The sequence below is a fragment of the Lentzea flava genome (genome assembly GCF_014648475.1).
Lineage (GTDB): Bacteria > Actinomycetota > Actinomycetes > Mycobacteriales > Pseudonocardiaceae > Lentzea > Lentzea flava.
This window is the reverse complement of the sequence record NZ_BMRE01000021.1, coordinates 102712-123593: the sequence shown is the minus strand read 5'-3', so window position 1 is coordinate 123593 and position 20882 is coordinate 102712. Positions and strand designations below refer to the sequence as shown.

Annotated in this window: 21 protein-coding genes, 1 tRNA gene and 1 pseudogene; 10 read left to right on the top strand and 13 right to left on the bottom strand. The window is 68.3% G+C overall.

Features of this window, described 5'->3' with window-relative positions; all coding sequences use genetic code 11:
• Window positions 1-15 precede the first annotated feature (15 nt).
• On the top strand, window positions 16-1350 hold the full coding sequence (gene dctA / locus IEZ09_RS23940) for a C4-dicarboxylate transporter DctA (protein ID WP_229812882.1): 1335 nt from the start codon (window positions 16-18) through the stop codon (window positions 1348-1350).
• Here the strand turns inward: dctA and IEZ09_RS23935 are convergent.
• Window positions 1240-2605 (bottom strand): annotated as a pseudogene (locus IEZ09_RS23935) (DUF885 domain-containing protein). The gene dctA and the pseudogene IEZ09_RS23935 sit on opposite strands and share 111 nt — an antisense overlap.
• Before the next feature lie 58 nt (window positions 2606-2663).
• On the bottom strand, window positions 2664-4244 hold the full coding sequence (locus IEZ09_RS23930; protein ID WP_189255976.1) for a DUF885 domain-containing protein: 1581 nt from the start codon (window positions 4242-4244) through the stop codon (window positions 2664-2666).
• Window positions 4245-4308: 64 nt separating this feature from the next.
• Between IEZ09_RS23930 and IEZ09_RS23925 the strand changes: the two genes are divergently transcribed.
• Both IEZ09_RS23925 and IEZ09_RS23920 read left to right on the top strand, forming a co-directional pair.
• On the top strand, window positions 4309-4977 hold the full coding sequence (locus IEZ09_RS23925) for an HNH endonuclease family protein (RefSeq protein WP_189255975.1): 669 nt from the start codon (window positions 4309-4311) through the stop codon (window positions 4975-4977).
• Between the two features lie 133 nt (window positions 4978-5110).
• Complete coding sequence (locus IEZ09_RS23920; RefSeq protein WP_189255974.1) at window positions 5111-5980, top strand: hypothetical protein; 870 nt, start codon at window positions 5111-5113, stop codon at window positions 5978-5980.
• Between the two features lie 351 nt (window positions 5981-6331).
• Here the strand turns inward: IEZ09_RS23920 and IEZ09_RS23915 are convergent, their stop codons facing one another.
• The 4 genes from IEZ09_RS23915 to IEZ09_RS23900 are packed head-to-tail and all read right to left on the bottom strand — an operon-like array spanning window position 6332 to window position 8703.
• Entirely contained in the window at window positions 6332-6895 is a 564-nt protein-coding gene (locus tag IEZ09_RS23915) for a hypothetical protein (protein WP_189255973.1), read from the bottom strand.
• Window positions 6892-7587 (bottom strand): hypothetical protein, encoded by a 696-nt coding sequence (locus IEZ09_RS23910; protein ID WP_189255972.1) that lies wholly within the window; start codon window positions 7585-7587, stop codon window positions 6892-6894. Before IEZ09_RS23910 ends, IEZ09_RS23915 begins: the two co-directional genes overlap by 4 nt.
• Window positions 7587-8339 (bottom strand): hypothetical protein, encoded by a 753-nt coding sequence (locus IEZ09_RS23905; RefSeq protein ID WP_189255971.1) that lies wholly within the window; start codon window positions 8337-8339, stop codon window positions 7587-7589. Before IEZ09_RS23905 ends, IEZ09_RS23910 begins: the two co-directional genes overlap by 1 nt.
• 16 nt (window positions 8340-8355) lie before the next feature.
• On the bottom strand, window positions 8356-8703 hold the full coding sequence (locus tag IEZ09_RS23900; RefSeq protein ID WP_189255970.1) for a hypothetical protein: 348 nt from the start codon (window positions 8701-8703) through the stop codon (window positions 8356-8358).
• Window positions 8704-8850: 147 nt separating this feature from the next.
• Here IEZ09_RS23900 and IEZ09_RS23895 point away from each other — a divergent pair, with 147 nt between their 5' ends.
• The gene (locus tag IEZ09_RS23895; RefSeq protein WP_189255969.1) at window positions 8851-9111 is read left to right on the top strand and encodes an NUDIX hydrolase; all 261 of its coding nucleotides are present in this window, start codon (window positions 8851-8853) and stop codon (window positions 9109-9111) included.
• Between the two features lie 347 nt (window positions 9112-9458).
• Here the strand turns inward: IEZ09_RS23895 and IEZ09_RS23890 are convergent, their stop codons facing one another.
• Both IEZ09_RS23890 and IEZ09_RS23885 read right to left on the bottom strand, forming a co-directional pair.
• On the bottom strand, window positions 9459-9803 hold the full coding sequence (locus IEZ09_RS23890; RefSeq protein WP_189255968.1) for a hypothetical protein: 345 nt from the start codon (window positions 9801-9803) through the stop codon (window positions 9459-9461).
• The gene (locus IEZ09_RS23885; protein WP_189255967.1) at window positions 9800-10543 is read right to left on the bottom strand and encodes a TauD/TfdA family dioxygenase; all 744 of its coding nucleotides are present in this window, start codon (window positions 10541-10543) and stop codon (window positions 9800-9802) included. Before IEZ09_RS23885 ends, IEZ09_RS23890 begins: the two co-directional genes overlap by 4 nt.
• Before the next feature lie 160 nt (window positions 10544-10703).
• Between IEZ09_RS23885 and IEZ09_RS23880 the strand changes: the two genes are divergently transcribed.
• On the top strand, window positions 10704-11117 hold the full coding sequence (locus IEZ09_RS23880) for an NUDIX hydrolase (protein ID WP_189255966.1): 414 nt from the start codon (window positions 10704-10706) through the stop codon (window positions 11115-11117).
• 204 nt (window positions 11118-11321) lie between these two features.
• Entirely contained in the window at window positions 11322-12383 is a 1062-nt protein-coding gene (locus tag IEZ09_RS23875; protein WP_229812881.1) for a helix-turn-helix domain-containing protein, read from the top strand.
• A 264-nt stretch (window positions 12384-12647) separates the two neighbouring features.
• On the opposite strand, the gene IEZ09_RS23870 is transcribed toward IEZ09_RS23875, so the two are convergent.
• Window positions 12648-12721: transfer RNA gene (locus IEZ09_RS23870), tRNA-Thr, on the bottom strand.
• 108 nt (window positions 12722-12829) lie between these two features.
• Between IEZ09_RS23870 and IEZ09_RS23865 the strand changes: the two genes are divergently transcribed.
• Window positions 12830-14197, top strand: coding sequence for a hypothetical protein (locus IEZ09_RS23865; protein WP_189255964.1), 1368 nt, complete (start codon window positions 12830-12832; stop codon window positions 14195-14197).
• Here IEZ09_RS23865 and IEZ09_RS23860 read toward each other — a convergent pair.
• Both IEZ09_RS23860 and IEZ09_RS23855 read right to left on the bottom strand, forming a co-directional pair.
• Window positions 14151-15338, bottom strand: coding sequence for a glycoside hydrolase family 88 protein (locus IEZ09_RS23860; RefSeq protein ID WP_189255963.1), 1188 nt, complete (start codon window positions 15336-15338; stop codon window positions 14151-14153). The two genes, IEZ09_RS23865 and IEZ09_RS23860, sit on opposite strands and share 47 nt — an antisense overlap.
• Window positions 15335-16924, bottom strand: coding sequence for an L-lactate permease (locus tag IEZ09_RS23855; protein WP_229812880.1), 1590 nt, complete (start codon window positions 16922-16924; stop codon window positions 15335-15337). Before IEZ09_RS23855 ends, IEZ09_RS23860 begins: the two co-directional genes overlap by 4 nt.
• Before the next feature lie 138 nt (window positions 16925-17062).
• Here IEZ09_RS23855 and kduI point away from each other — a divergent pair, with 138 nt between their 5' ends.
• From kduI to IEZ09_RS23840, 3 genes are read left to right on the top strand one after another with little or no spacing between them, the layout of a single operon-like run.
• On the top strand, window positions 17063-17890 hold the full coding sequence (gene kduI / locus IEZ09_RS23850) for a 5-dehydro-4-deoxy-D-glucuronate isomerase (RefSeq protein WP_189255961.1): 828 nt from the start codon (window positions 17063-17065) through the stop codon (window positions 17888-17890).
• Window positions 17887-18612, top strand: coding sequence for an SDR family oxidoreductase (locus IEZ09_RS23845; RefSeq protein WP_189255960.1), 726 nt, complete (start codon window positions 17887-17889; stop codon window positions 18610-18612). Before kduI ends, IEZ09_RS23845 begins: the two co-directional genes overlap by 4 nt.
• A complete protein-coding gene (locus tag IEZ09_RS23840) occupies window positions 18609-19346 on the top strand; it encodes an IclR family transcriptional regulator (RefSeq protein WP_189255959.1) in 738 nt (245 codons plus the stop codon). Before IEZ09_RS23845 ends, IEZ09_RS23840 begins: the two co-directional genes overlap by 4 nt.
• Here IEZ09_RS23840 and IEZ09_RS23835 read toward each other — a convergent pair.
• Window positions 19323-19673, bottom strand: a complete 351-nt coding sequence (locus tag IEZ09_RS23835; RefSeq protein WP_189255958.1) for a hypothetical protein — start codon at window positions 19671-19673, stop codon at window positions 19323-19325. The two genes, IEZ09_RS23840 and IEZ09_RS23835, sit on opposite strands and share 24 nt — an antisense overlap.
• A 5-nt stretch (window positions 19674-19678) precedes the next feature.
• A complete protein-coding gene (locus IEZ09_RS23830; RefSeq protein ID WP_189255957.1) occupies window positions 19679-20875 on the bottom strand; it encodes a DNA polymerase III subunit delta' in 1197 nt (398 codons plus the stop codon).
• Window positions 20876-20882: the final 7 nt, after the last annotated feature.

The window sequence follows — 20882 nt, the reverse complement described above, 5'->3', positions numbered from 1 at the left end:
TTTAGCTTCCGGGATGTGAAAACTCGGTCGCTGTTCCTGCAGCTCCTCGTCGCGGTCGTGGCCGGCGTGCTGGTGGGCCACTTCTTCCGGGCCTTCGGCGCCGACCTGAAGCCGATCGGGGACGGCTTCATCAAGCTCATCAAGATGGTGATCGCGCCGCTGATCTTCTGCGTCGTGGCCACCGGGATCGCGAAGGTCGGTGATCTGCGGGCGGTCGGGCGGATCGGTGTGAAGGCGCTGATCTACTTCGAGGTGGTGTCGACGGCCGCGCTCGCGTTCGGGCTGCTCGTCGGCAACGTGGTGCGGCCAGGTGCGGGCATGAACGTCGATCCGTCCACACTGGACGCTTCGGCCGTCGAGGCGAAGACGCAGGGCGGTCACCTCCCCGGAGTCGTGCAGTTCCTGCTGGACCTCATCCCTTCCAGCGTGGTGGACGCGCTGGCGCGCAACGCGTTGCTCCAGGTGCTGTTGTTCGCGGTGCTGTTCGGCTGCGCGCTGGCCCAGCTCGGCGAGCGGGGAACGCCGGTCGTGGACCTCCTGGACCGCGTCAACCTGGCGTTCTTCACGGTGCTGGGCTACGTGATGAAGCTGGCGCCGCTCGGCGCGTTCGGGGCGATGGCCTTCCTGGTCGGCCAGTACGGGCTGGGCTCGTTGCGCACGTATCTGTGGCTGATCCTCGCTTCCTATGGCGCGGCACTGCTGTTCTGCGCGTTGCTCGGGGTGATCGCGTGGACGTTCGCGCGGGTGAACATCCTGCGGTTCATCAGGTACGCCAAGGAGGAGTTCGTGCTGGCGCTCGGCACCGCCTCGTCGGAGGCCGTGCTGCCGCGGATGATGGTGAAGCTGCAACGCGCCGGGTGCGCCCCCACGTCCGTCGGCCTGGTGCTGCCGACCGGGTACTCGTTCAACCTGGACGGCGCCTCGATCTACCTCTCGCTCGCCACGGTGTTCCTCGCCCAGGCGCTGAACGTGCCGCTGGATCTCGGCGACCAGCTGACGATCGTGCTGGTGCTCGTGCTGACCTCCAAGGGCATGGCGGGCGTGCCGGGTTCGGCGTTCCTGGCGCTGTCGGCGACGGTCGCCGCGGTCGGCTCGATCCCGGCCGCGGCGGTCGCGTTGCTGCTCGGCGCGGACCGGATCATGGACTCGATGCGCGTCTTCACGAACCTGCTGGGCAACTGCGTCGCGACGTTCGTCGTGTCGCGCTGGGAGGGGATGCTGGACCTCGACCAGATGCGGTCAGCGCTCGGCAAGCCAGGCCGTGACGACGTCGTCGAGCAGGCCGAGGGTGAGCTTGCCGTGGCCCAGGACGACCTCGTGGAAGTCGCGGAGGTCGAACGCCGCTCCTAGCGCCTGCTCGGCTTTGCCGCGCAGCTCCTGGAACTTGAGCTGCCCCACCATGTACGCGAGCGCCTGGCCGGGTTGAGCCAGATAGCGATCGACCTCGGCTTCGGCCAGTGCGCGCGGCATCGGGGTGTTCGTGAGGAGGTAGTCGACGGCCTGCTGCCTGCTCCAGCCCTTGGCGTGCAGTCCGGTGTCGGCGACGAGCCTGCCCGCGCGTTTGGCGTCCATGGTGAGCATGCCGAGCCGGGCTTCTTCGGTGCTGTAGAGGCCCATCTCGTCGGCCAGGCGTTCGGAGTAGAGCGCCCAGCCCTCGCTGAACGCGGTGATCCGCGCCTTGCGGCGGAGCAGCGGCAGGTGTCCCAGCTGTTCGAGCCTGGAGCTTTCGAAGTGGTGGCCGGGCACCGCCTCGTGGAACGCCGTCGCCTCCGCGATGTTCCGGAGCCGGGTGTGCGGGTCCTTGGTGTTGACGAAGTACGTGCCGGGCCGGCTGCCGTCGAGCGCGGCGGCAACGTAGTGCGGCGGGGTGCTCGCGGGCACGGACGGCGCTGTCGCGGCGATCTCGCACCTGGCCTGCGGCACCGTCCGGAACCATTGCGGGGCAAGCGATTCAGCTCGGCGAACGGCCTTCTCGGCGTCCTCGATCATCTCCTCGGCGCCGGCGTACGTCGAACTCCCGCTTGATGTCGTCGATGAGCCGCAGTCCGGTGGCGTGCAGCTCGTGCGGGTCGAGGTCCAGCGTCGTGTGCGTGCGGATTGCATTGCGGTACAACGCTTCGCCGCCGGGCAGCCAGCACAGCCCCGCGTGCTCTTCGTCGCGACCGTGCGGCAGAACGTCGTTCACCAGCACGTCGCGGTAGTGCCGGACCGCCGGATCGTCGTACTGGTCCACGAGTGCGATCGCCTGCTCGACGAGGTGCCTGACCGGCGTCCGTCCTGCCGCGACACCCGCACGGTGCCGTTCGGCGACGGTCGCGATGAACCGCGGCACGGCGTGATGGCTCTTCAGGTGTCCCAGGAAGTAGAGCAGCTCCGGAACCGCGGCCTGGAGGTAGCCGCTCACGCCGTACTCGATCGCCCTCGACTCGATGGTGTCGCACTCGGCACGGGTGAGGTGCAGGACCAGGTCACGCGTGATGCGGTCGTCTTCCGTTTCCGCGGTGCGTCGTTCCGCTTCCCCCGCGATGGCCCGGTAGCGCCGCAGGTAGGCCTCGTCCGCCTCTTCGCTGTGGTCCTGCAGCTCGCCGTCGTCGCGCAGCCCCATCAGGTTCGGCCGCAGCGTGTGGTGGTCCAGGATCAGGTCGGACAGCTGGTCGGCGAGGTCACGCATCGGCGATCCACTCCTGCACGACCTCGTCGAGCAGCGCGAGCGTGAGCCGGCCCTGGCTGAGCACCACCTCGTGGAAGTCGCGGACGTCCTTGCCCGCGTCCTCGGCTTTCCCGCGCAGTTCCTGGAACTTCAGCCGCCCCACCATGTAGGCGAGCGCCTGGCCGGGCTCGGCGAGGTACCGGTCCACTTCGGACTCGATCTGCGCGAGCCCCATCGGGGTGTTCCCGACCAGGAAGTCGATCGCCTGCTGACGGCTCCATCCCTTGGCGTGCAGGCCCGTGTCGACGACGAGACGGCCCGCGCGCATGGCGTCCATCGTGAGCATGCCGAGCCTGGACTCGTCGTTGCTGTACAGGCCCATCTCGTCCGCGAGCCGTTCGCAGTACAGGCCCCAGCCCTCGCCGAACACGCTGATCGGCGCCATGCGCCGCACCACAGGGAGGTCGCTGAGCAGGGCCATCCTGGCGTACTCGAAGTGATGCCCCGGCACGGCCTCGTGGTACGCCGTGGCCTCGTCCTCGATCCTGAGCCGGTTGTGCGGTTCCTTGGTGTTGACGAAGTACGTGCCGGGACGGCTGCCGTCCTCCGCGGCCGGGTAGTAGTGCGGCGGCACGTGGGCTGGGACCGCGGGCGGCGCCTCCTCGATCACGCACTTCGCTTCCGGCAGCGTGCGGAACCAGTGGGGCGCAGCGGCTTCCGCCTTCGCGACGGCCTTGCGCGCGGCGTCGAGCATCTCCTCTGCGCTGCTGTGCCGGAACGCCGGATCGTTGCGGATGCGGTCGAACACGTCGGCGCCGTACTGGGCGAACTCCTCCTTGAGGTCCTCGATCAGCCGGAGGCCGGTGGCGTGCAGCTCCTCCGGGTCGAGGTCCTCGGTCGTGTGGGCGCGGATCGCCGTGCGGTAGACCGCGTCACCCTCCGGCAGCCAGCACAGTCCCGCGTGCTCGGCGTCGCGGCCCACGGGCAGCGCTTCGGTTTCGAGGAAGGCGCGGTACTTCTGGAGCGCGGGGCGGACGAACTCGTCGGCGACCTCGCTCGCGCCGTCCACGACGTCGAACGCGCCGAGGTTGCCGAGGTGGCCGTCCATCAACGCGATGGCCTGCTCCACCAGGTGTTTCACCGGTGTGCGGCCGTTCGTGAAGCCCTTGCGGTGACGCTCGATCATCGTCGCGAAGAACCCGTCGAGCCCGCGCAGCCGTTCGAGGTACCCGGCCCGGCGTTCCGGCGTGTCGACCGGCACGCGCGGCAGGAACGCCAGCGTGCCCGGCACCGTCGTGCGGATGTTGGCGCTGATGCCGAACTCGACCTGCTTCGAGTCGACGTCGTTCACCTGCGTCCGCACCTCGTGCAGCACGATCCCCTGCGTGATGCGGTCGGAGAGCGTCTCCGGCTCCAGCTGCCGGGCGGCCTCGCCGAGTTCGTGGAGCTTGTCCCGGTAGCGCCGACCGGCTTCCTCGCTGTGGTCGGTGAGCGAGGAGTGGTCGAGGTCGTAGCCCATCAGGCTGGCGTCGACCGGATAGCGCTCGAGAATGGTGTCGAAGAGGCGGTCGGCGAGCGCGTCGACTTCGGACATCTGTCCCCCAGAGTTACGCCGTTGAGCGGCCTTCCCGTCCAGTTGTAGCGGGTATGCCCTCCTCATGCGGTGGTTGTTGCTGATCATCCTGCTGACCGGCTGTTCCGCCATACCCCTCTCCTCCTCCACGCCGCAGGTAGACCGCGTACCTGCCGGAACCCTCGACGCCGCGACGGCGCGCACCTCTCTCGCGGCGCTGGCCGTGAGCGCACCGGGCCGCCTGGACGGCTACTCACGTGACTGCGACAGCGGCGCGTGCGTCTTCGGCCAGCCGTGGTTCGACACCGACGGCGACGGCTGCGACCAGCGCAGCCAGGTCCTGGCCCGCGACCTGACGGACGTGCAGCGCAAGCCGGGCCGCTGCGGCGTGCAGTCGGGCACGCTCGACGACCCCTACACCGGCACGCGGATCACCAGCGTGTCGAAGATCCAGATCGACCACGTGGTGCCGCTCGCAGAGATGTGGCGCAGCGGCGCGGCGGCGTGGGCTCCCGAGCAACGGGTGGCGGCGGCGAACGACCTGCGGAACCTGGTGGCGGTGTCCGGCAAGGTCAACCAGTCGAAGGGCGACAAGACGCCTGACGAGTGGATGCCGCCCAACGCGGCCTATGCGTGTTCGTACGGACGGATCTACGTCACCGTCAAAGCGGCGTACAAGCTGACCGTGGCACCGGCGGAACGTTCGGCTCTGGAGAACGCGCTCGCCACCTGTGACACACCTCCTGCGACATAAACCGCGGAACAATGCCAATTGATTGACAATTGAGTCCTCCACCCATTCGTACCAACTTCGATGACTACCCGACAGGCCCCGAGTTACCCTGTTTGGTCCGGCGCGTGCGGGCCGGCCAGAGGGGTGGACCGGGGTGCTGAAGTCGTTCACGCAGTGGCTGGAGAAATTCCTCCAGGAGGAAGGGGCAGTCGGCACCGTCAAGGGACTGCTCGGCCTCGTCGCGTTCGGTGCCGTGTTGTCGGCCCTGTTCGGCTCGGTCGCCATCCGGGCGGCGTTCGTGATCGGCGCGATCGCCCTGATGCTCCTGCTGCTGACCTACCTCACGACCCGCGTCACCAAGCTCGACGCGGAGGCCCGCGAGTACCGCGCCCTGCTGTCGAAGTACTCGTACATGCTGATGGAACTGCAGCCCAGCCAGTTCGACATCAAGGTGTGGGAGCAGGTCGCGGTCATCGAGGCCAACGGCGACACGCAGGAGTTCATCACGGTCAACGCCGTGATCCGCAACGCCGAGGCCAAGTTCTTCCGGCTGCGCTTCGGCGCGGGCTGGAACCAGCCCAAGTCGGTCCAGAAGGAGGTCAATGCGAAAGTCCGCAGCCTCCTGGTCGACGGGAGCATGGGCCCGAGCTTTCTGGTCACGTCGCATTGGAGTGAGGACGGCAAGCTCGACATGGTTTCCCACTTCCACTCACCGGCGGAAGTGGACAGCGAAATACGCCTGAAAATGGAGTGGACCTGGCCGAAGAAATGCGTGCCGCTGATGGTCCACAAGAAACCCGACCCGTTCACCTTCTACTTCAGGCAACCGGTCGAACGCGCCACCTACACGATCGTCCTGCCACCGGGAGTCGACGTGCACTGGGACGTCATCGCGCTCAACCGGATCCGGGACGACTTCGAAATCATCCGGCGAACCGACGCAGGCCGCGTCGAGATCAAGCTGGTCATCAACAACCTGCCCGCGAACCGCCGGGCGGGCATGCTGCTGGAGCTGCAGAGGTAGAACGGCCTGCACAAGCCGCACGGGGTGACCGTGCAGGCCCCCTTGACGGGGCACAATTGCCCAGGTCAGCGACTCACTTGTCGCCGTTCTCGCCGCCCATGTACGACATGGTGTGCGTTCCTCCTTCTAGCTTCCGAGGTGTGCGCATCAGATCACCTGGGCACGGGGCGACGCTCAAGACTCGCCGGACCCGATGGTGGTTCATCGCGCGAAGGTCGGCGATGTTAACCAGTGAGACCCGGCTCACGTTAGGCGCCCCGCTGGAAGGCCCTGGTAACCGCGTCTTCCACCGGACACGAGCGAGCTTAGTCCGCGGTTCGGCTCCCGGCCTGCCGTCCCACTAAATGGTCGTCACGGCTGGACCGCGTCGTAGATCGGCTTGGCCAGGTCCCGCAACGGCGTGCGGCACTGCTCCGACGACGGATCGAGCCCGGCCCCACCGAAGACGTCGTACCGGATCTGGAGCACGGCGTTCTCGTCCAGCACCGCGAGCTGGCAGCCCGTGCCGCGGTGCTGCCACTTCGCCTTCTCGCCGAGCCGCACGTCGGCCTCGCCGTCGTCGGCGAAGTTCGAGGTCGACGCGAACCGCTCTCGCGCGCGTTGCCTGCCCCTGCCGGGATCCGCCGGGTCGTTCTTCCAGGTGGAGAACGTCACCTCGACGAACGGCCCGCCCTTGGCCGGGTCGCCGAACTCGCACAGGACGTCCTGGTCCGCCGCGCCGGGCACGGAGTCCTGCAGCAGCGCGGGCAGACCCGGCACCCGTTGCGCCAGGTACCGGCATCCCGTCTTGCCGGTGTACTTCTCCGGTTCGGCGGAGGCCTTCGCCGCCGTGGTCGGAGGGGCCGTCTCCGGCGCCTTCGCCTCACCGCACCCCGCCAGCAGCAGGGCGAGACCGGCGACCAACACCCTGCTCACTGCGAACCGAATCCCTTCCACAGGTCGTCCTCGATGACAACCTCGTCGTCGCGCCGCGGCCTGCGCACCGGTTCCGGTTCCTGCCGCGCGGTGCTCGGAGAGGTGAGCCCGGCGTCGGAGAACGCCTCCCACAGTGCTTGCTGCACCATGCCGGCGTTGGCCTTGGAGAGCGCCTCGGTGTTCGTCGCGATGCCGAGCAGGTTGCCGCCCCGCACGCGCAGCATCAGCAGCCCGTACGGGCCGTGCACCTCGATCACGCCCTGATCAGCGGACGCGGCGGCGTTCTCCTCGATCTCCCGCAGCTTCTGGCCGATCGCGGCCCGCCGTTGCGCGACGTCGGCGAGCCAGTCGTGGAAGTCGGTCACGACGTCGTCCGCCGACGGCTCTGCCGGGCCTTCCGCCGCGGCCCGCAACCGTGCCGGAGCCTCGGCGGCGGCCGCCATCTGCACCGCGTTGACGTACGTCATGAACACCGCGTCGTCGAACTCGGCGACGGGCAGCCGGTCCTCCCAGGTGCCGCTCACCTCGATCCGGAGCACCTTGGAATCCCTGTCGACAGTGATCCACAACGACCGCGACGGGTCGGTCGCCTGGTAGGAGTCGGCGGGCTCCGGCGGCGGCCCGGCCGGCGCAGGAGGCGCAGGTGGGATCCGCACGTCGGCGATCTTCAGATCGCGCAGGTGGTCGAACATCAGCGCACCGCCTGAGGCCAGAGGCCGTACGGGAACGCGTCCTTGTCCTCGTGGATGCTGAGCGCGTCCCGCATGTAGCCGACCGCGCCGGTGTAGTAGCTGACGCTCTTCGAGAAGACGCTGACGGCGTTCTTGATGAAGTCGCCGGCGATGTCCGCGGCCTTGCCGATCGCTTCCAGCACCCCGACGATCGTGACCGCGGAGACGGCCGTGGCCAGGACCTTGGCGATGCCTTCGCCGACCTTCTCCGCGTACATCAGCAGGAACTCGACGTTGGCCTGAGCCACACCCATCAGCCACTTGCTGATCAGCTCCGCCTTGGGGTGCGTCTGGCTCAGCGCGAGTGCCTGCTGGGGGACGACCTCCCCGAAGTAGTACGAGCTGGCCGACCCGGTCCACTCCCGCATGCTCGGGCTTTCCGACCGGCGCACCACCCCGGCCATCTCGGAGACCGGCCCGCGCACGTCGGTGATCCAGCCGAAAGCCGTGCGGATCAGCGCCACCACCGGCGCGTGGTGGTCGATGAACGCCTGCCACGCCTGGACGATCTTGTCCAGGTACCCCCGCAGCTCCCCGACGAGCCGTCGCAGGCCCATGTCCGGTGCCAGGTAGATGAGCGGGTTGCCGGTGATGTTGCCCATGGTGCCGTTGAACGCGTCGATGAGCAGTTTCACCGCCTGCCCCGCGAGGCCCATCCCGTTGTCCAGCTCGCCGATCATCGCCTCGCAGTCGGCAGCGTTCAGACTCGTCACTTGTCCCCCCAGGAACTCAGTACGTCTGGTCCAGGTCGAGCTCGATCACGTCCTCCGCCTCGTCGTACGTGTCGGCGATCTTGATCAGCGTGTCGCCGACCTCGGAGAACTCCTCCTCCGCGTCCAGCAGCAGGTTCGCGATGAACGCGCGAACCTCCTCGTACGACCGCGCCAGCTGCTCAGGCGCCGTGGGCAGCCCGAGCGAGAACCCGGCGAGGCTGACCGCGTCCAGCGCGGTGAACGCGAGCGGCGAGAGGGTCAGGCCCTCCACCGCGCGGTGCACGGGAGCCATCCGGTACGACAGCTCGTCCCACTTGCCGGCCTCCGCGCGCAGCGCCGAGGTGACCACCTGAAAACCGGTCATGAGCCCCTCCCCCAGGAATGCGGCGTGATCACCGTAGCGAAGGTGACGTGCTCCGGTCGGCGTAATGGCGCTCGTCGGCCGAAGTTCCAACGGACGGGTACGTCGTAATGGACCTCGGAGACGTCCACGGCCAGGGAGGACACCTCGATGAGCCAGCTCGCCCACCCCGTCTCGATCAACTACGTCGAGGTCGCCGGGAAGAACGTGTTCATCGTGACCTACGGGTGCCACCCGGACAGCGACAGCGAGCCCGTGCTGTCCCACGAGCACAAGGAAGTCGGTCTGTTCGCCGAGGACGACGTACCCGGCTTGACCATGCCCGAGGGCTACAAGCGCTCGATCGCGACGTGGTTCGAGCGCCTCCGGACCGACCCGGAGATGCAGAAAGACCCAGGTCAGGAAGCCTGACCTGGGTCTTATCTCACCGAGCCGCCTGTCGGAATCGAACCGACGACCTGCCCATTACGAGTTCCCCGGTGTTCGTGTTGTGGGCTGACGGGTAGTAACGCATCGATCTGATTGGTCCTGGTCAGGCCGGTGCGGCTGCCGTTCGATGCCGTTGCGGATCAGCTCGTTTCGGAGCGTTCGGGCACACAACGGGCACACCTTGCGGGTCCCCATCTCACTCTCGCTGACCAGCACAGATGCCGCTCCGCAGACGGCGAACCAGAGTGCGATCCCTCGGAAGTCGATCGGCCGTTCTCGCGCGTCGACCGCGTGCACCAATGATCGGAAGACCCCGGCTGCCGGTCTGACTATGGCGTCCACAGGATCGGCCCGGTCGCCTTCACGAGCCGAGGTGCGAGCCGATCACCGGGAGCAGGAACGCTCAGCAGCTCCTGAACCACGTTCGTCAGCGACCCCGTGCGCTCCCACACAATGCCGGGCGGCTCATCTCCATCGGTGCGCAACGCCATCGCGTCGTCCTGATCGCGAACGCGGACAGCGTCGATCCAGCCACCCGGCCAGACCCTGTAGCCGTCGACCTGTGTCGGCACTCCTTCGACCGCGTCGCGGTGGACGAAGGTCCAGCCCGCGTCTCTGATCGCGATGAGCGCAGCGAGTGCGGGAAAGGCACGGATCGCCGCGTCGTCGTTCACGCGGCATCACTCGACGCCCGGACGCGAACGCCGGTCGCCACAACCAGTTCCGGCAACGGATCTCCGTTCACGCGGTGGACCACGCGCTGTCCGGTGAACGCTCGTCGACCGTGCAACCAGCGGTGGTTGTCGAGGACGTAACCCTGTCCGGCAGTGAGCCTGAACTCGAACGCGTGGCGGTCGATCGCCGCCCGGAGTGCCGGAATCCAGCGGTTGACCTCAGGCGCGAACTGAGCGAGCTCGTCGAGCCGAAGTCTGACGGCGATTCGACCTCGACCGTTGTCGCTGAAGATCGAGCTGAGATGCCCTGCCGCACCGCCGAACAGCACGGAACGCGGCGTGCTCAACACGGTGAGCGCTTCGGGCTCCGACTCGGCGAGATCGTCGTACACGGCCTGGCCGTCGATGAGCACGCACTCGCCACCGGTTGTCGCAGGCTGTGTGCAGCTCATCATCAGCAGGGCAGGCGGGTGCGGAACGCCTGAGCGATCGGTGTGCGGGTTGAGTGCACAGGCGCTGAAGCCCGCGAACCCGCTACGCACGATGGACTCGCCGAGGTCAGCGATCGTGGTGACGCCGTCAGGTCCGCTGTCGCGATGCGGAACGACTACGGCGATCGACTGCGCGAGCCTCAGCAGGTCCTCGGGGCCGTCGAGACCGTCGACTACAGCGAGTCCCTGCTCAGCGATCAGCTCGACCAGGTTGGTGGAGTCCGCGTTGACGCGATACGGCTCGATCATGGCGTCTACCTCCCGAAACGACTCGTCTATGGGATCAGCAGAACGCCGTTTGATCCACCACGTCCAGTGACAGGTTGTCAACACCGCGTCGCCTCGGCATGGTGGGTTCCGGTGCTACGTTGCCGTTGAGCAGCCGCCCGCAATCACGGAGGACACCTCGATGAGCCAGCTTGCCTACCCCGTCTCGATCAAGGGCGTGGTGGTCCGCGACGGCAAGGTGTTGCTTCTGAAGAATGAGCGCGAGGAGTGGGAGCTTCCGGGCGGCCGGATCGAACCGGGCGAGACGCCGGAAGAGTGCGTTGCCCGCGAGATCACGGAAGAGACGCAGTGGAAGGTGACGACCGGGCCGATCCTCGACACGTGGATGTACTACATCAACGTCGCCGAGAAGAACGTGTTCATCGTGACCTACGGCTGCCACCCGGACGGCGACAGCGAGCCCGTACTTTCCCACGAGCACAAAGAAATCGGCCTGTTCACCGAGGACGAAGTGCCTGGCTTGAACATGCCAGAGGGCTACAAGCGGTCAATCGCAGCGTGGTTCGAACGTTTGCGCGCGGACGCGGTCAGGTAAGCCGTGACGGGCGGGCGGTGTGACGCGTGTGGAGCCGAGCTGAGTCGGCTTGCTGTCGAGCCGATCTGCCCCACCTGTCACGCCAGTGCTCGCCAAGTCGCCCCGGTCGTCCCTGCTCGTCGACTCATGCCCGCCGTGTGGTTGTGGTCGGCACCAGAGGCAACCGCGGCCCTCAGAAGTCGTGACCTGGCAACGATCCTGCGGGTGTACCGCAGGCTGAACAAGCTCAGTCAGGAACGGCTCGCCGCGCTACTCGGCTACGACAAGACCTACGTGTCGATGATCGAGACCGGTCGCCGGAACATCAGCGATGTCGCCACACGCCGGCACATCGCGCGGACGCTCGGACTGCCGATGCACGCACTCGGCGTGACCGACAACGACGACGCCGACTTCGCGGCGATGATCCAGTTCGGTGACTCGACCATCCGCCTTGCTGAGATCGCACGCCAGTCCGGCAGGGCCGTCGATGCGGTCAACGAGCTGTGGCCGCTGGTCGCTCGGCTTGAGGCACGAGCCGCCGAGGGACGGGCCGAACGGGACACGATGATCCTGCTCGGGCAGGGCCGTGCCGCACTCGGCGTCTCACTCGGCACGGTGCTGCCCGAGGAGCGGCTGACGGCTGCCGCCCGCTGGACGGGCAAGGCACTCATGATCGCTGAACGCCTTGGCGACCGGACGTTCCTCGCTCACGCGCTCCGGATGCACGGGAACGAGCTGCGTAAAGCTGACCACGTCGGCGCAGCTATCGCCCGGCTCAGCCGGGCTGTTGCCGTGTCCGAGGATCGTGAGGGGCAGGGAGCCGCGTTCGCGCTACTCGCTCGTGCCGCAGGAGAACACGGCGACCCGGACCTGTTTGACCTCGCGATCAACGGGTACCGCGAACGGCTCGACGACGGTGGCGGCCGAAGCATGCTGTTCAACCCGTTCACGCTCCGGGAGATCGAGCTACGCGGACTGGTCGCAACCGGCCGAGCCGCCCACGCGGTCCGGATCATGCAGACGAACATGCCGGATGCAGCGCCGGTCGCGCCGCAATGGCACATCATCGAGCGAGTCACTGCCGGGCAGGTTCTGCTTGCAGCCCGACAACGAGACGGCGCAGCGGACGCCTTGCGCACAGCACTCCTTGCGGCGGAGACGCACCGCCTGCCGCATCAGATACAGCGAACAATCCGCGCTGCCGACGATGGCGGACTCATCGAAATCAGCACGGGTGGGCACCTGGCACTACAACGCCTCAACGCCCTTCTGACACCGGGCTGATGAGCATCGACTGAGTCGATCTCAGCGGACGACGCCGGAGCAGACCGGCGAATTCCTCGACCTCGTGCACGAGCGTCCTCCCCGAGGTCGCTCACCGGGCCGCCGAAGCGGCGGCCAAGCTCGTCCCGCGCAAGTCCACCGGAACCGATGGGCACACTTCGGGCACACACGAGGCCCAGAGCAGCGCGGCTCTACAACTCGTCACGAACCTGGGAACAAAGAAAGACCCAGGTCAGGAAGCCTGACCTGGGTCTTATCTCACCGAGCCGCCTGTCGGAATCGAACCGACGACCTGCTCATTACGAGTGAGCCGCTCTGGCCGACTGAGCTAAGGCGGCGAGACGCGATAACTATAGCGGGTCCGAAGACCCGTCACTCACGGGGGTCGGCTTCGTTGTACGGACCGTGACCGATGTCACCACCTTCTCACCGCCGAGGAGTGGTTCATGCGCCGATCGTTGTCCGTGCCGCTGGCCGGGGTGCTGCTCGCGCTCGTCGCGGCGCCCGCGCTCGCGCAGCCTCCCACCACGCCGGTGCCGGGGCCGCGTGATCCGAACCAGCCGCCCGCATCGGCGCCCAACGGGCCGCAATCGCTTGCGCACGCTGTCGGGGATGCGGGGACGGGGTTGACCGTCGTGCGTCTTGGGCCTCAGGGGGTGCCCACGAACACGATCCTGCCCGGGCTCGGCGACCAGCTGCCGAAGCAGTCGGTCACCGAGTTCGGGCTGGGGCTCGCCAGTGCGCAGGTCAACACCGAGGCGTACCTGAGCACCGAGCGGGTGGTCACGCAGGCCAACCCGTTCGGGTTCGCGGTGGCGGGGCGGTCGCCGCAGGCGCCGGGGACGCTCGTGCAGACGGCGATTCCGGACAACCCCGAGCCGACGAGCGGCGGGCTGCCGATTCCCGAGACGCCGCTCGGGAAGCTGCGGGTGCTCAACGGCAGCGTGCACGCGCGGTGGGACGAGAAGCTCGGGCCGTGCATCAGCCCGCTGGCGACCGCTCGCACCTCCCTCGCCGGGCTCGAGGTGCTGAGCGCGTTGCCGGCCGAGGTGCCGTTGCCCGCCAAGAGCAGCCTGGTCAGCGTCCCGGACACGTTCGAGGCGAACTCGCAGGTGAGGCTGGTCGACCTGCCGGGGAGCAAGAACAAGGCCGTCGAGTCGACCTCGACGATGCGTGCGGTCAGCGTGGAGATCGCGGGCGGGGTCAAGATCGATGTCGTGAGCCCGCCGACGCTCACGGCCACGGCTACCGGGGACGAGAAGACGTCGAAGATCACCTACACGGCGCCGGTGCTGAAGGTCAGCCAGAACGGCAAGGAGCTCGGCACGCTCGATGCCGCGCACCCGGTGCTGGACGTGCCGCTGCTGCTCGACCTGGTCGTCATCAAGTTGCAGATCGCCGGGCTCAACGAGAAGAAGGCGAGCTTCACGGGCAACGGGTTCAGCGGCTTCCAGCTCGGTGCCACGGCTCGGATGCTCGACGTGCAGCTGCTGCCGACGGACAAGCTGAAGCTGCCGAACCTGCCGACGGCGCTCGCGCAGATCTCGCTCGGCGAGCAGATCGTGCGGGCAGCGGCGCCGCAGGGTGGCGTGGTCTGCGGGACCGCGCAGCCACCCCAGACCCCGCAACCGGGCGGCGGGGCGGCGCCTCCGGAGCAGAAGACGCCGCCGCTCGCCTACACCAACGCCGCGTACCAGTCGATCCCGCTGTTCTGGACCGGCACGGGACTGCTGCTCGCGGGCGTGGTCCTGGTCGCCGCGCTGCCGGTCAGAGGCCGATCGCGCGTGCGAGCTCCCGAGGTTTCAGAACCCTGAGCAACGCCTCCATGAGGTAGTAGTCGCCGTAGGGCAGGGACACCTCGATGCCGACCTCGATCCGCCGGTTGCGGGTGCCGCGCGCCAGGATCGCCTCGTGCCGTTCGGAACGGGTCGTCAGACACGTGCGGCACAACGCGTCCAGGATGCGCAGCGCTGCCAGCCGGTAGCCGATGCGTCCCGAGGCGGCGGCGAGGTCGATCAGGCCGCACGCCATGATGGCGCCCGCCGACGAGTCCTTGACGTCGTTGGGCGCCAACGGTGAGCGGTAGTCCCACACCGGAATGTGGTCCGGGGTGAGGGCGTCCAGCGCGAAGTCCGCGAGTTTTCGCGCGGCCTCCAGGAACTCACGACGCCGCGTGCGCCGGTACATCGTCGTGAAGCCGTAGATGCCCCACGCCTGACCGCGCGACCAGCACGACGTCGGGCTGTAGCCCTGGTTCGTGTTGGGGCCGATGTCCGCGCCGGTCTCCGGATCGAAGTCGAAGACGTGCGGCGTCGAACCGTCCGGCCTGATGAACTTCGCTCGGGTCGTCAAAGCGTGTGCCACGGCGACGTCCAGGTACCGCGGATCCCCTGTCTGCTCCGACGCGAACGTCAGCAGGTCGAGGTTCATCATCGTGTCCATGATCGCGCGGCCCGCGTTGTTCGGCGTGCCGAGCGCTCCCCACGCCCTGATGAAGCGGCCCTTGTCGTTGTACCGCTGGATCAACGACGACGCCGCCTGCACCGCGCCGTCACGCCAGGAGGCGTCACCGGTGAGCCGGTACGCGGTCACCCACGACGGGTAAAACAGGAAGCCCAGGTCGTGGATCGACGTGTCGGTGCGCCGCGGGGACAGCCTCAGCGCCGACTCCACGGCCCACTTCCTGAACTGCTCGTCGCCGCTGTCGAGGAACGCGAGCCAGTGCATGCCGGGCCAGAACCCGCCGACCCAGCCGCCGGAGTTGACGTAGACCCACTTCTCGAACTTCGTCTCCTCGGGGAACGAGGTGACGTTCGGGGCTACCTGCCTCAGCTTCCCGAGCGCGTAGTCCAACGACTCGCGGAACAACGACGAGGACGCTTCCGCCGGCGCGGCCGACAGAGCGACGGGACTCGCGGCGGCCGCGCCGAGCAGAGTTCGACGACTGAACGTCATGGCACCATCCATCCGAGCACCGGTGTGGCCTGCAGGTACGCGATCACGCACATCGCCAGCAGCAGCAACAGACTCCAGCCGAACACCTTGCGGAACAGGTCGCCCTCGCGTCCCACGAGACCAGCCGCCGCGGTGCCGATGGCGAGGTTCTGCGGCGAGATCATCTTCGCCATCACGCCACCCGAGCTGTTCGAGGCGCCGAACAGGAACGGCGACGTGCCGAGCTGCTGGGCCGCGGTGACCTGCAGGCCGCCGAACAACGCGTTGGAGCCCGCGTCCGTGCCGGTGATCGCGACGCCGAACCAGCCCACGACCGGCGACAGGAACGCGAAGAACGCGCCGGTCCCCGCGAGCCACAGGCCCAGCGTCGTGATCTGGCCCGAGTAGTTCATGACGTACGACAGCGAGAACACCGCGAGGATCGCCAGGATCGCCCAGCTGAACTGCCTGATCGTCTGGCCGTAGATCTCCAGTCCCTTGCGAGCGCCGATCCCCAGCACCACCAGCGTGATCAGGCCGGAGAGGAACAGCAGCGAGCCCGTCGCGGACGCCCAGTTGAACGCGTACTCGACCTTGATCGGCTTGCCGTTCGGCGCGACGAGGTGCATGCCGGGCCACGCGAACTTGTACGTCAGCGAGTCGAGGAACTTCTTCACCGGCAGGATCTGCGCGATCGAGAAGATCGCCACGATGATCGCGTACGGGGTGAACGCCACGATCACGTCGCGCCGGGAGTCCGTCGCCGCACCACCCGCGATGACCGGCGGGATCGACCGTTCCGGCTGCCACACCCGTGCCAGCACGATCACCGCGAGCACCGAGACGACGGCCGCGATGATGTCGCACAGCTTGTAGGACCAGAAGTTCGAGACCAGGTACTGCGTGATCGCGAACGAGCCGCCCGCCACGAGCGCCGCGGGCCACGCCTGCTTGAAGCCGCGCTTGCCGTCCACCACGAAGATCAGCACGAACGGCACGAGCATCGCCAGGAACGGCACCTGACGGCCGGTCATCGCGCCGAACGTGTCAGCGGGCAGCCCGGTGACCGTGTTGAGGACCGTGATCGGGTTGCCCATGCCGCCGAACGCCACCGGCGAGGTGTCGGCGATCAGCGACAACGCCACCGCCTTCATCGGGTCGACGCCCAAGGCGATCAACATGACCGAGCAGATCGCGACCGGACCGCCGCCGCCGGCCAGAGCTTCGAGCAGCGCGCCGAACGAGAACGCGATGACGATCGCCTGCACGCGCTGGTCGTCCGAGATCGAGCTGAACGACCTGCGCAGCACGGCGAAGTGTCCGCTGTGGACGGTGAGGTTGTAGATCCAGATGGCGTTGAACGTGATCCACAGGACCACGAGCACGCTGGTCGCCGCGCCGAACGCCGCCGAGTTGAGCGCCTGCCCGAGCGGCATCGAGTAGCCGAGGATCGCGACGCCGATCGCGAGCACGAGGGCGGTCAACCCCGCCCAGTGAGCCTTCCACTTGAAACCGCCGAGCAGCACGAGCACGGCAACGAGCGGTATCAACGCGAGCAGAGCCGACAGGAACAACGATCCTGTCGGATTCGGGTTCTGCTGGTACACCAAGGCCGCCTTTCCTAAGCCTGAACAGGTCTCCGGCGGCGTGGAGACGGGAGGCTTGTTCCAGTCCACGGAACGTAGTTCCATGTTGGTCGGCGCACATCGTGTCACTCCGCCGCCCCGATCGGAAGGCATCCCCAGATGCAAATCAGGCACTCGACCCATCCGGCGCAGTTGCCGGGATTCGACACGGACGGGCTGCGGCAGCACTACCTCGTGGACGACCTCTTCGTACCGGGCAAGATCCGCACGGTCTACACGCACGAGGACCGCATCGTGCTGGGCGGCGCGACCCCGTCACCAGGCCGTCCGCTTAAGCTCGACAGCGCTCCCCCGCTGCGATCGGCGCACTTCTGCGAACGCCGCGAGCTCGCCGTGCTCGCGATCCGCGGTTCCGGAACGGTGACCGTGGACGGAACCGAGCACAAACTCGGTACGCGCGACTGCCTCTACGTGGGCCAGGGCGCCGTCGACGTCGAGTTCCACGCCGCCGACGAGGACACCCGCTTCTACCTCTTCTCCACCCCGTCGCACGCCTCGTTCCCCACCGCCGTCGCGCGCTTCGACGAGGTCGACGTGCTGAAGATGGGCGCGCAGGAGACGGCCAACGTCCGCGAGATCCGCAAGTTCGTGCACGCGGACGGCATCCGCTCGTCGCAGCTCGTGCTGGGCGTGACGTCGCTGGCGCCGGGCAGCGTCTGGAACACCATGCCGCCGCACACCCACGACCGCCGCACCGAGTGCTACCTGTACTTCGACCTCCCGGAGGACCACCGGGTCATCCACCTCTGCGGCGAGCCCCAGAACACCCGCAACATCGTGGTGCGCAACGAAGAAGCCGTGATCTCCCCGTCCTGGTCTGTCCACAGTGGAGCAGGCACGCACTCGTACACCTTCGTCTGGGCCATGGGCGGCGAGAACCAGGCCTACGACGACATGGACCAGGTCGCCGTGACGGAGCTGCGGTGAGCTTCTCCCTCGAAGGCAAAACGGCGCTGGTGACCGGCGCCCGCACGGGCATCGGCCGAGCGATCGCACGCGGCCTGCACGAGGCTGGCGCACAGTTGATCCTCGTGGGCCGCGGCGACCTGTCCGACGTGGCCCCCGCCGTCGCCACGGTGTCGATCGACCTGTCGGATCCGGCGTCGGTCGAGCCCGCGCTGGCACCGGTGCTGCGCGATCACGAGGTCGACGTGCTGGTCAACAACGCCGGAACGATCCACCGCGGCCCGGCCGTCGACGTGTCGTTGTCGGACTGGCAGCGGGTGATGGCCGTGAACCTCGACTCGGCGTTCGAGATCTCGAAGCTGTGCGGCCGTCAGATGGTGGCGCGCGGCAGCGGCAAGGTCGTGAACATCGCGTCGCTGCTGTCCTTTCAGGGCGGGATTCTCGTCTCGGCCTACACCGCGTCCAAGCACGCGCTCGTCGGCATGACGAAGCTCCTCGCCAACGAGTGGGCCGCGTCGAACGTGCAGGTCAACGCCATCGCGCCGGGCTACATCGAAACCAACAACACGGCCCCGCTGCGCGCCGACCCCGACCGCGAACCCGCGATCAGGGGCCGCATCCCGGCCGGCCGCTGGGGCACCCCGGAAGATCTGGTGGGCCCGGCGGTGTTCCTTTCGTCCACGGCGTCCGATTATGTGACCGGACACGTGCTCGTGGTCGATGGAGGCTGGCTGGCGAGATGACCGATACCGCCGTCGAAAAAACGCTCGCCGTGCTGGAGGCCCTGGCCGACCACACGCGCATCACGGACATCGCGCGGGTGACCGGCCTGCCGAAGTCCACGGTCCACCGCCTGCTGCAGACGATGGTGGACAGGGGCTTCGCCACCCTCGGCTCGGACGGCTACCTGACCGGTCCGCGGGTGCTCGCCCTGGCGGGCAAGGTCCTCCGGCCGCTGGACGCGGTGGAGCGGGCCCGGCCGTTCCTGCGCTCGTTGCAGGAGTCGACGGGCTGCACGGTGCACCTGGCCGTGCTCTTCGGCGACGAACTGGTCTACGTGGACAAGATCGAGGCCAACAAGCCGTACCGCATGGCGTCCCGGCTGGGCATGTCGCTGCCCGCGCACGGGACGGCCATCGGCAAGGCCGTGCTGGCCTCGATGTCCGCCTCCGAGCTGGACGCGTACATCGAACGGGTGGGGCTGCCGGGCCGCACCCCGCGCACGATCACCTCGTCCTCCCGGCTGAAGTCGCAGCTGACGCGGGTGCGGCGGTCGCGGTTCGCGCTGGACGACGAGGAGAACGAGATCGGTGTGCGGTGTGTGGGCGCCGCGATCCGCGACCACACGGGCGTGGTGATCGGCGGGCTTTCGGCGTCCTCGCTGGCGATGGAGCACTCGCTGCCCGAGCTGATCGCGCTCGGGCCGCGGGTGCTGCGGGCGGCGGACGAGGTGTCAGCGGCTCTCGGCTGGGTCTGATCGGCGGCTCAGCGCGTCGAACCACGGCCACCCGTCGAGCTCCCAGTGGGCGTCGGGCTGCCAGCCGCGGTCGATCGCCTCGTCGAGCACGGCGCGGATCACCCGTGGCAGGTTGAAGTTCAGGACTCGTCCGTCGGGGTGCTGCACCGCGCCCGCGTGCGCGTAAACGCCGTCACCGGACCGGAACACCAGCACGAGCTGCCCCGGCGCACCGTCACGGGTCAGCCGGACGAACTCACGACAGACACCGTCGTCGTGAGCGTGCCGGACAGACCAGACGTACTGATCGGCACCGACGCGCAGCCACCTGACCCGGCGGCGGCCCACCGGACTCAGCCCCGGTGCAGCGTCGTCACCATCGCCTCGATCGCGATGCGCGGCTTCACGTTGACCTCGATCGCCTCGCGGCAGGCCAGCACCGCCTCCAGCCGCCGCAGGATCGACTCCTGCGACCACTGGGCGGCCGCCGTCTTCGAGTCCCCGGCACGGTCCGGGTGCATCAACGCGGCCTCGGACCCGGTCTTCGTCACCAGCGCGTCCCGGTAGAACCCGGCGAGGTCCACCAGCGCCATGTCCAGCGAGTCGCGCTGGGTCCGGGTGGCACGCGACTTCTGCCGCTTCTCCAGATCCTTCAACGCACCCTTGGCGCCACGGGTGGCGGCAGCGGTGCCCTTGCCGGTGCCACCCGCGCCCATCGCGGTCTCCAACGCGGCCCGCTCGGCCTCGTTGCGGGCCTCGTTGGCCGTGGTGGCGTCCTCCTCCGCGGCCTTGATCAGCTCGTCGGCGCAGGTGAACACGTCGGCGGGTTTCCGCAGCGCCAACGGGATCCGCAGCACCGCCTCGCGCCGGGACCGGGCCTCCTCGTCGACCGCCAGGCGACGCGCACGACCGACGTGCCCGCCGCAGACGGAAGCCGCCCACTGAGCCATCTCGGGCGCGACGCCGTCCACCGACTCCAACGCCGCGGCGATGGCAGCCGGCCGCGGCGAGCCCAGCGACACCAGGCGGCAGCGCGAACGGATGGTCACCGACACGTCGTCGGGGTGGTCGGAAGGCGCGCACAGCAGGAACACCGTCCGCTCCGGCGGCTCTTCGACGGCCTTCAGCAGGGCGTTGGCCGCGCCCTCCGTCAACCGGTCGGCGTCCTCGATGATCACGACCTGCCACCGTCCCGAGGTGGGCCGGCGAGCGGAGATCTGCACGAGGGCACGCATCTCGGCCACCGAGATCGACAGTCCCTCCGGAGTCACGACCCGCACGTCGGCGTGGGTGCCGTGCAACGCCGTCCGGCAGCCGGTGCACTGACCACAGCCCGGACGATCATCCGTCACCACGCACTGCAGGGCACCGGCGAAGGCACGCGCGGTGGACGAACGACCGGATCCGGGCGGTCCGGTGAACAGCCAGGCGTGCGTCATCACGCCGGGCGCCGGCGTCCCACCCGCCACGATCGTGGCCGCGGCCTCGGCAGCCGCGGACAAAGTCGCCACCGCGTCAGGCTGCCCGACCACCTCGTCCCACACGCTCATGGCTGCA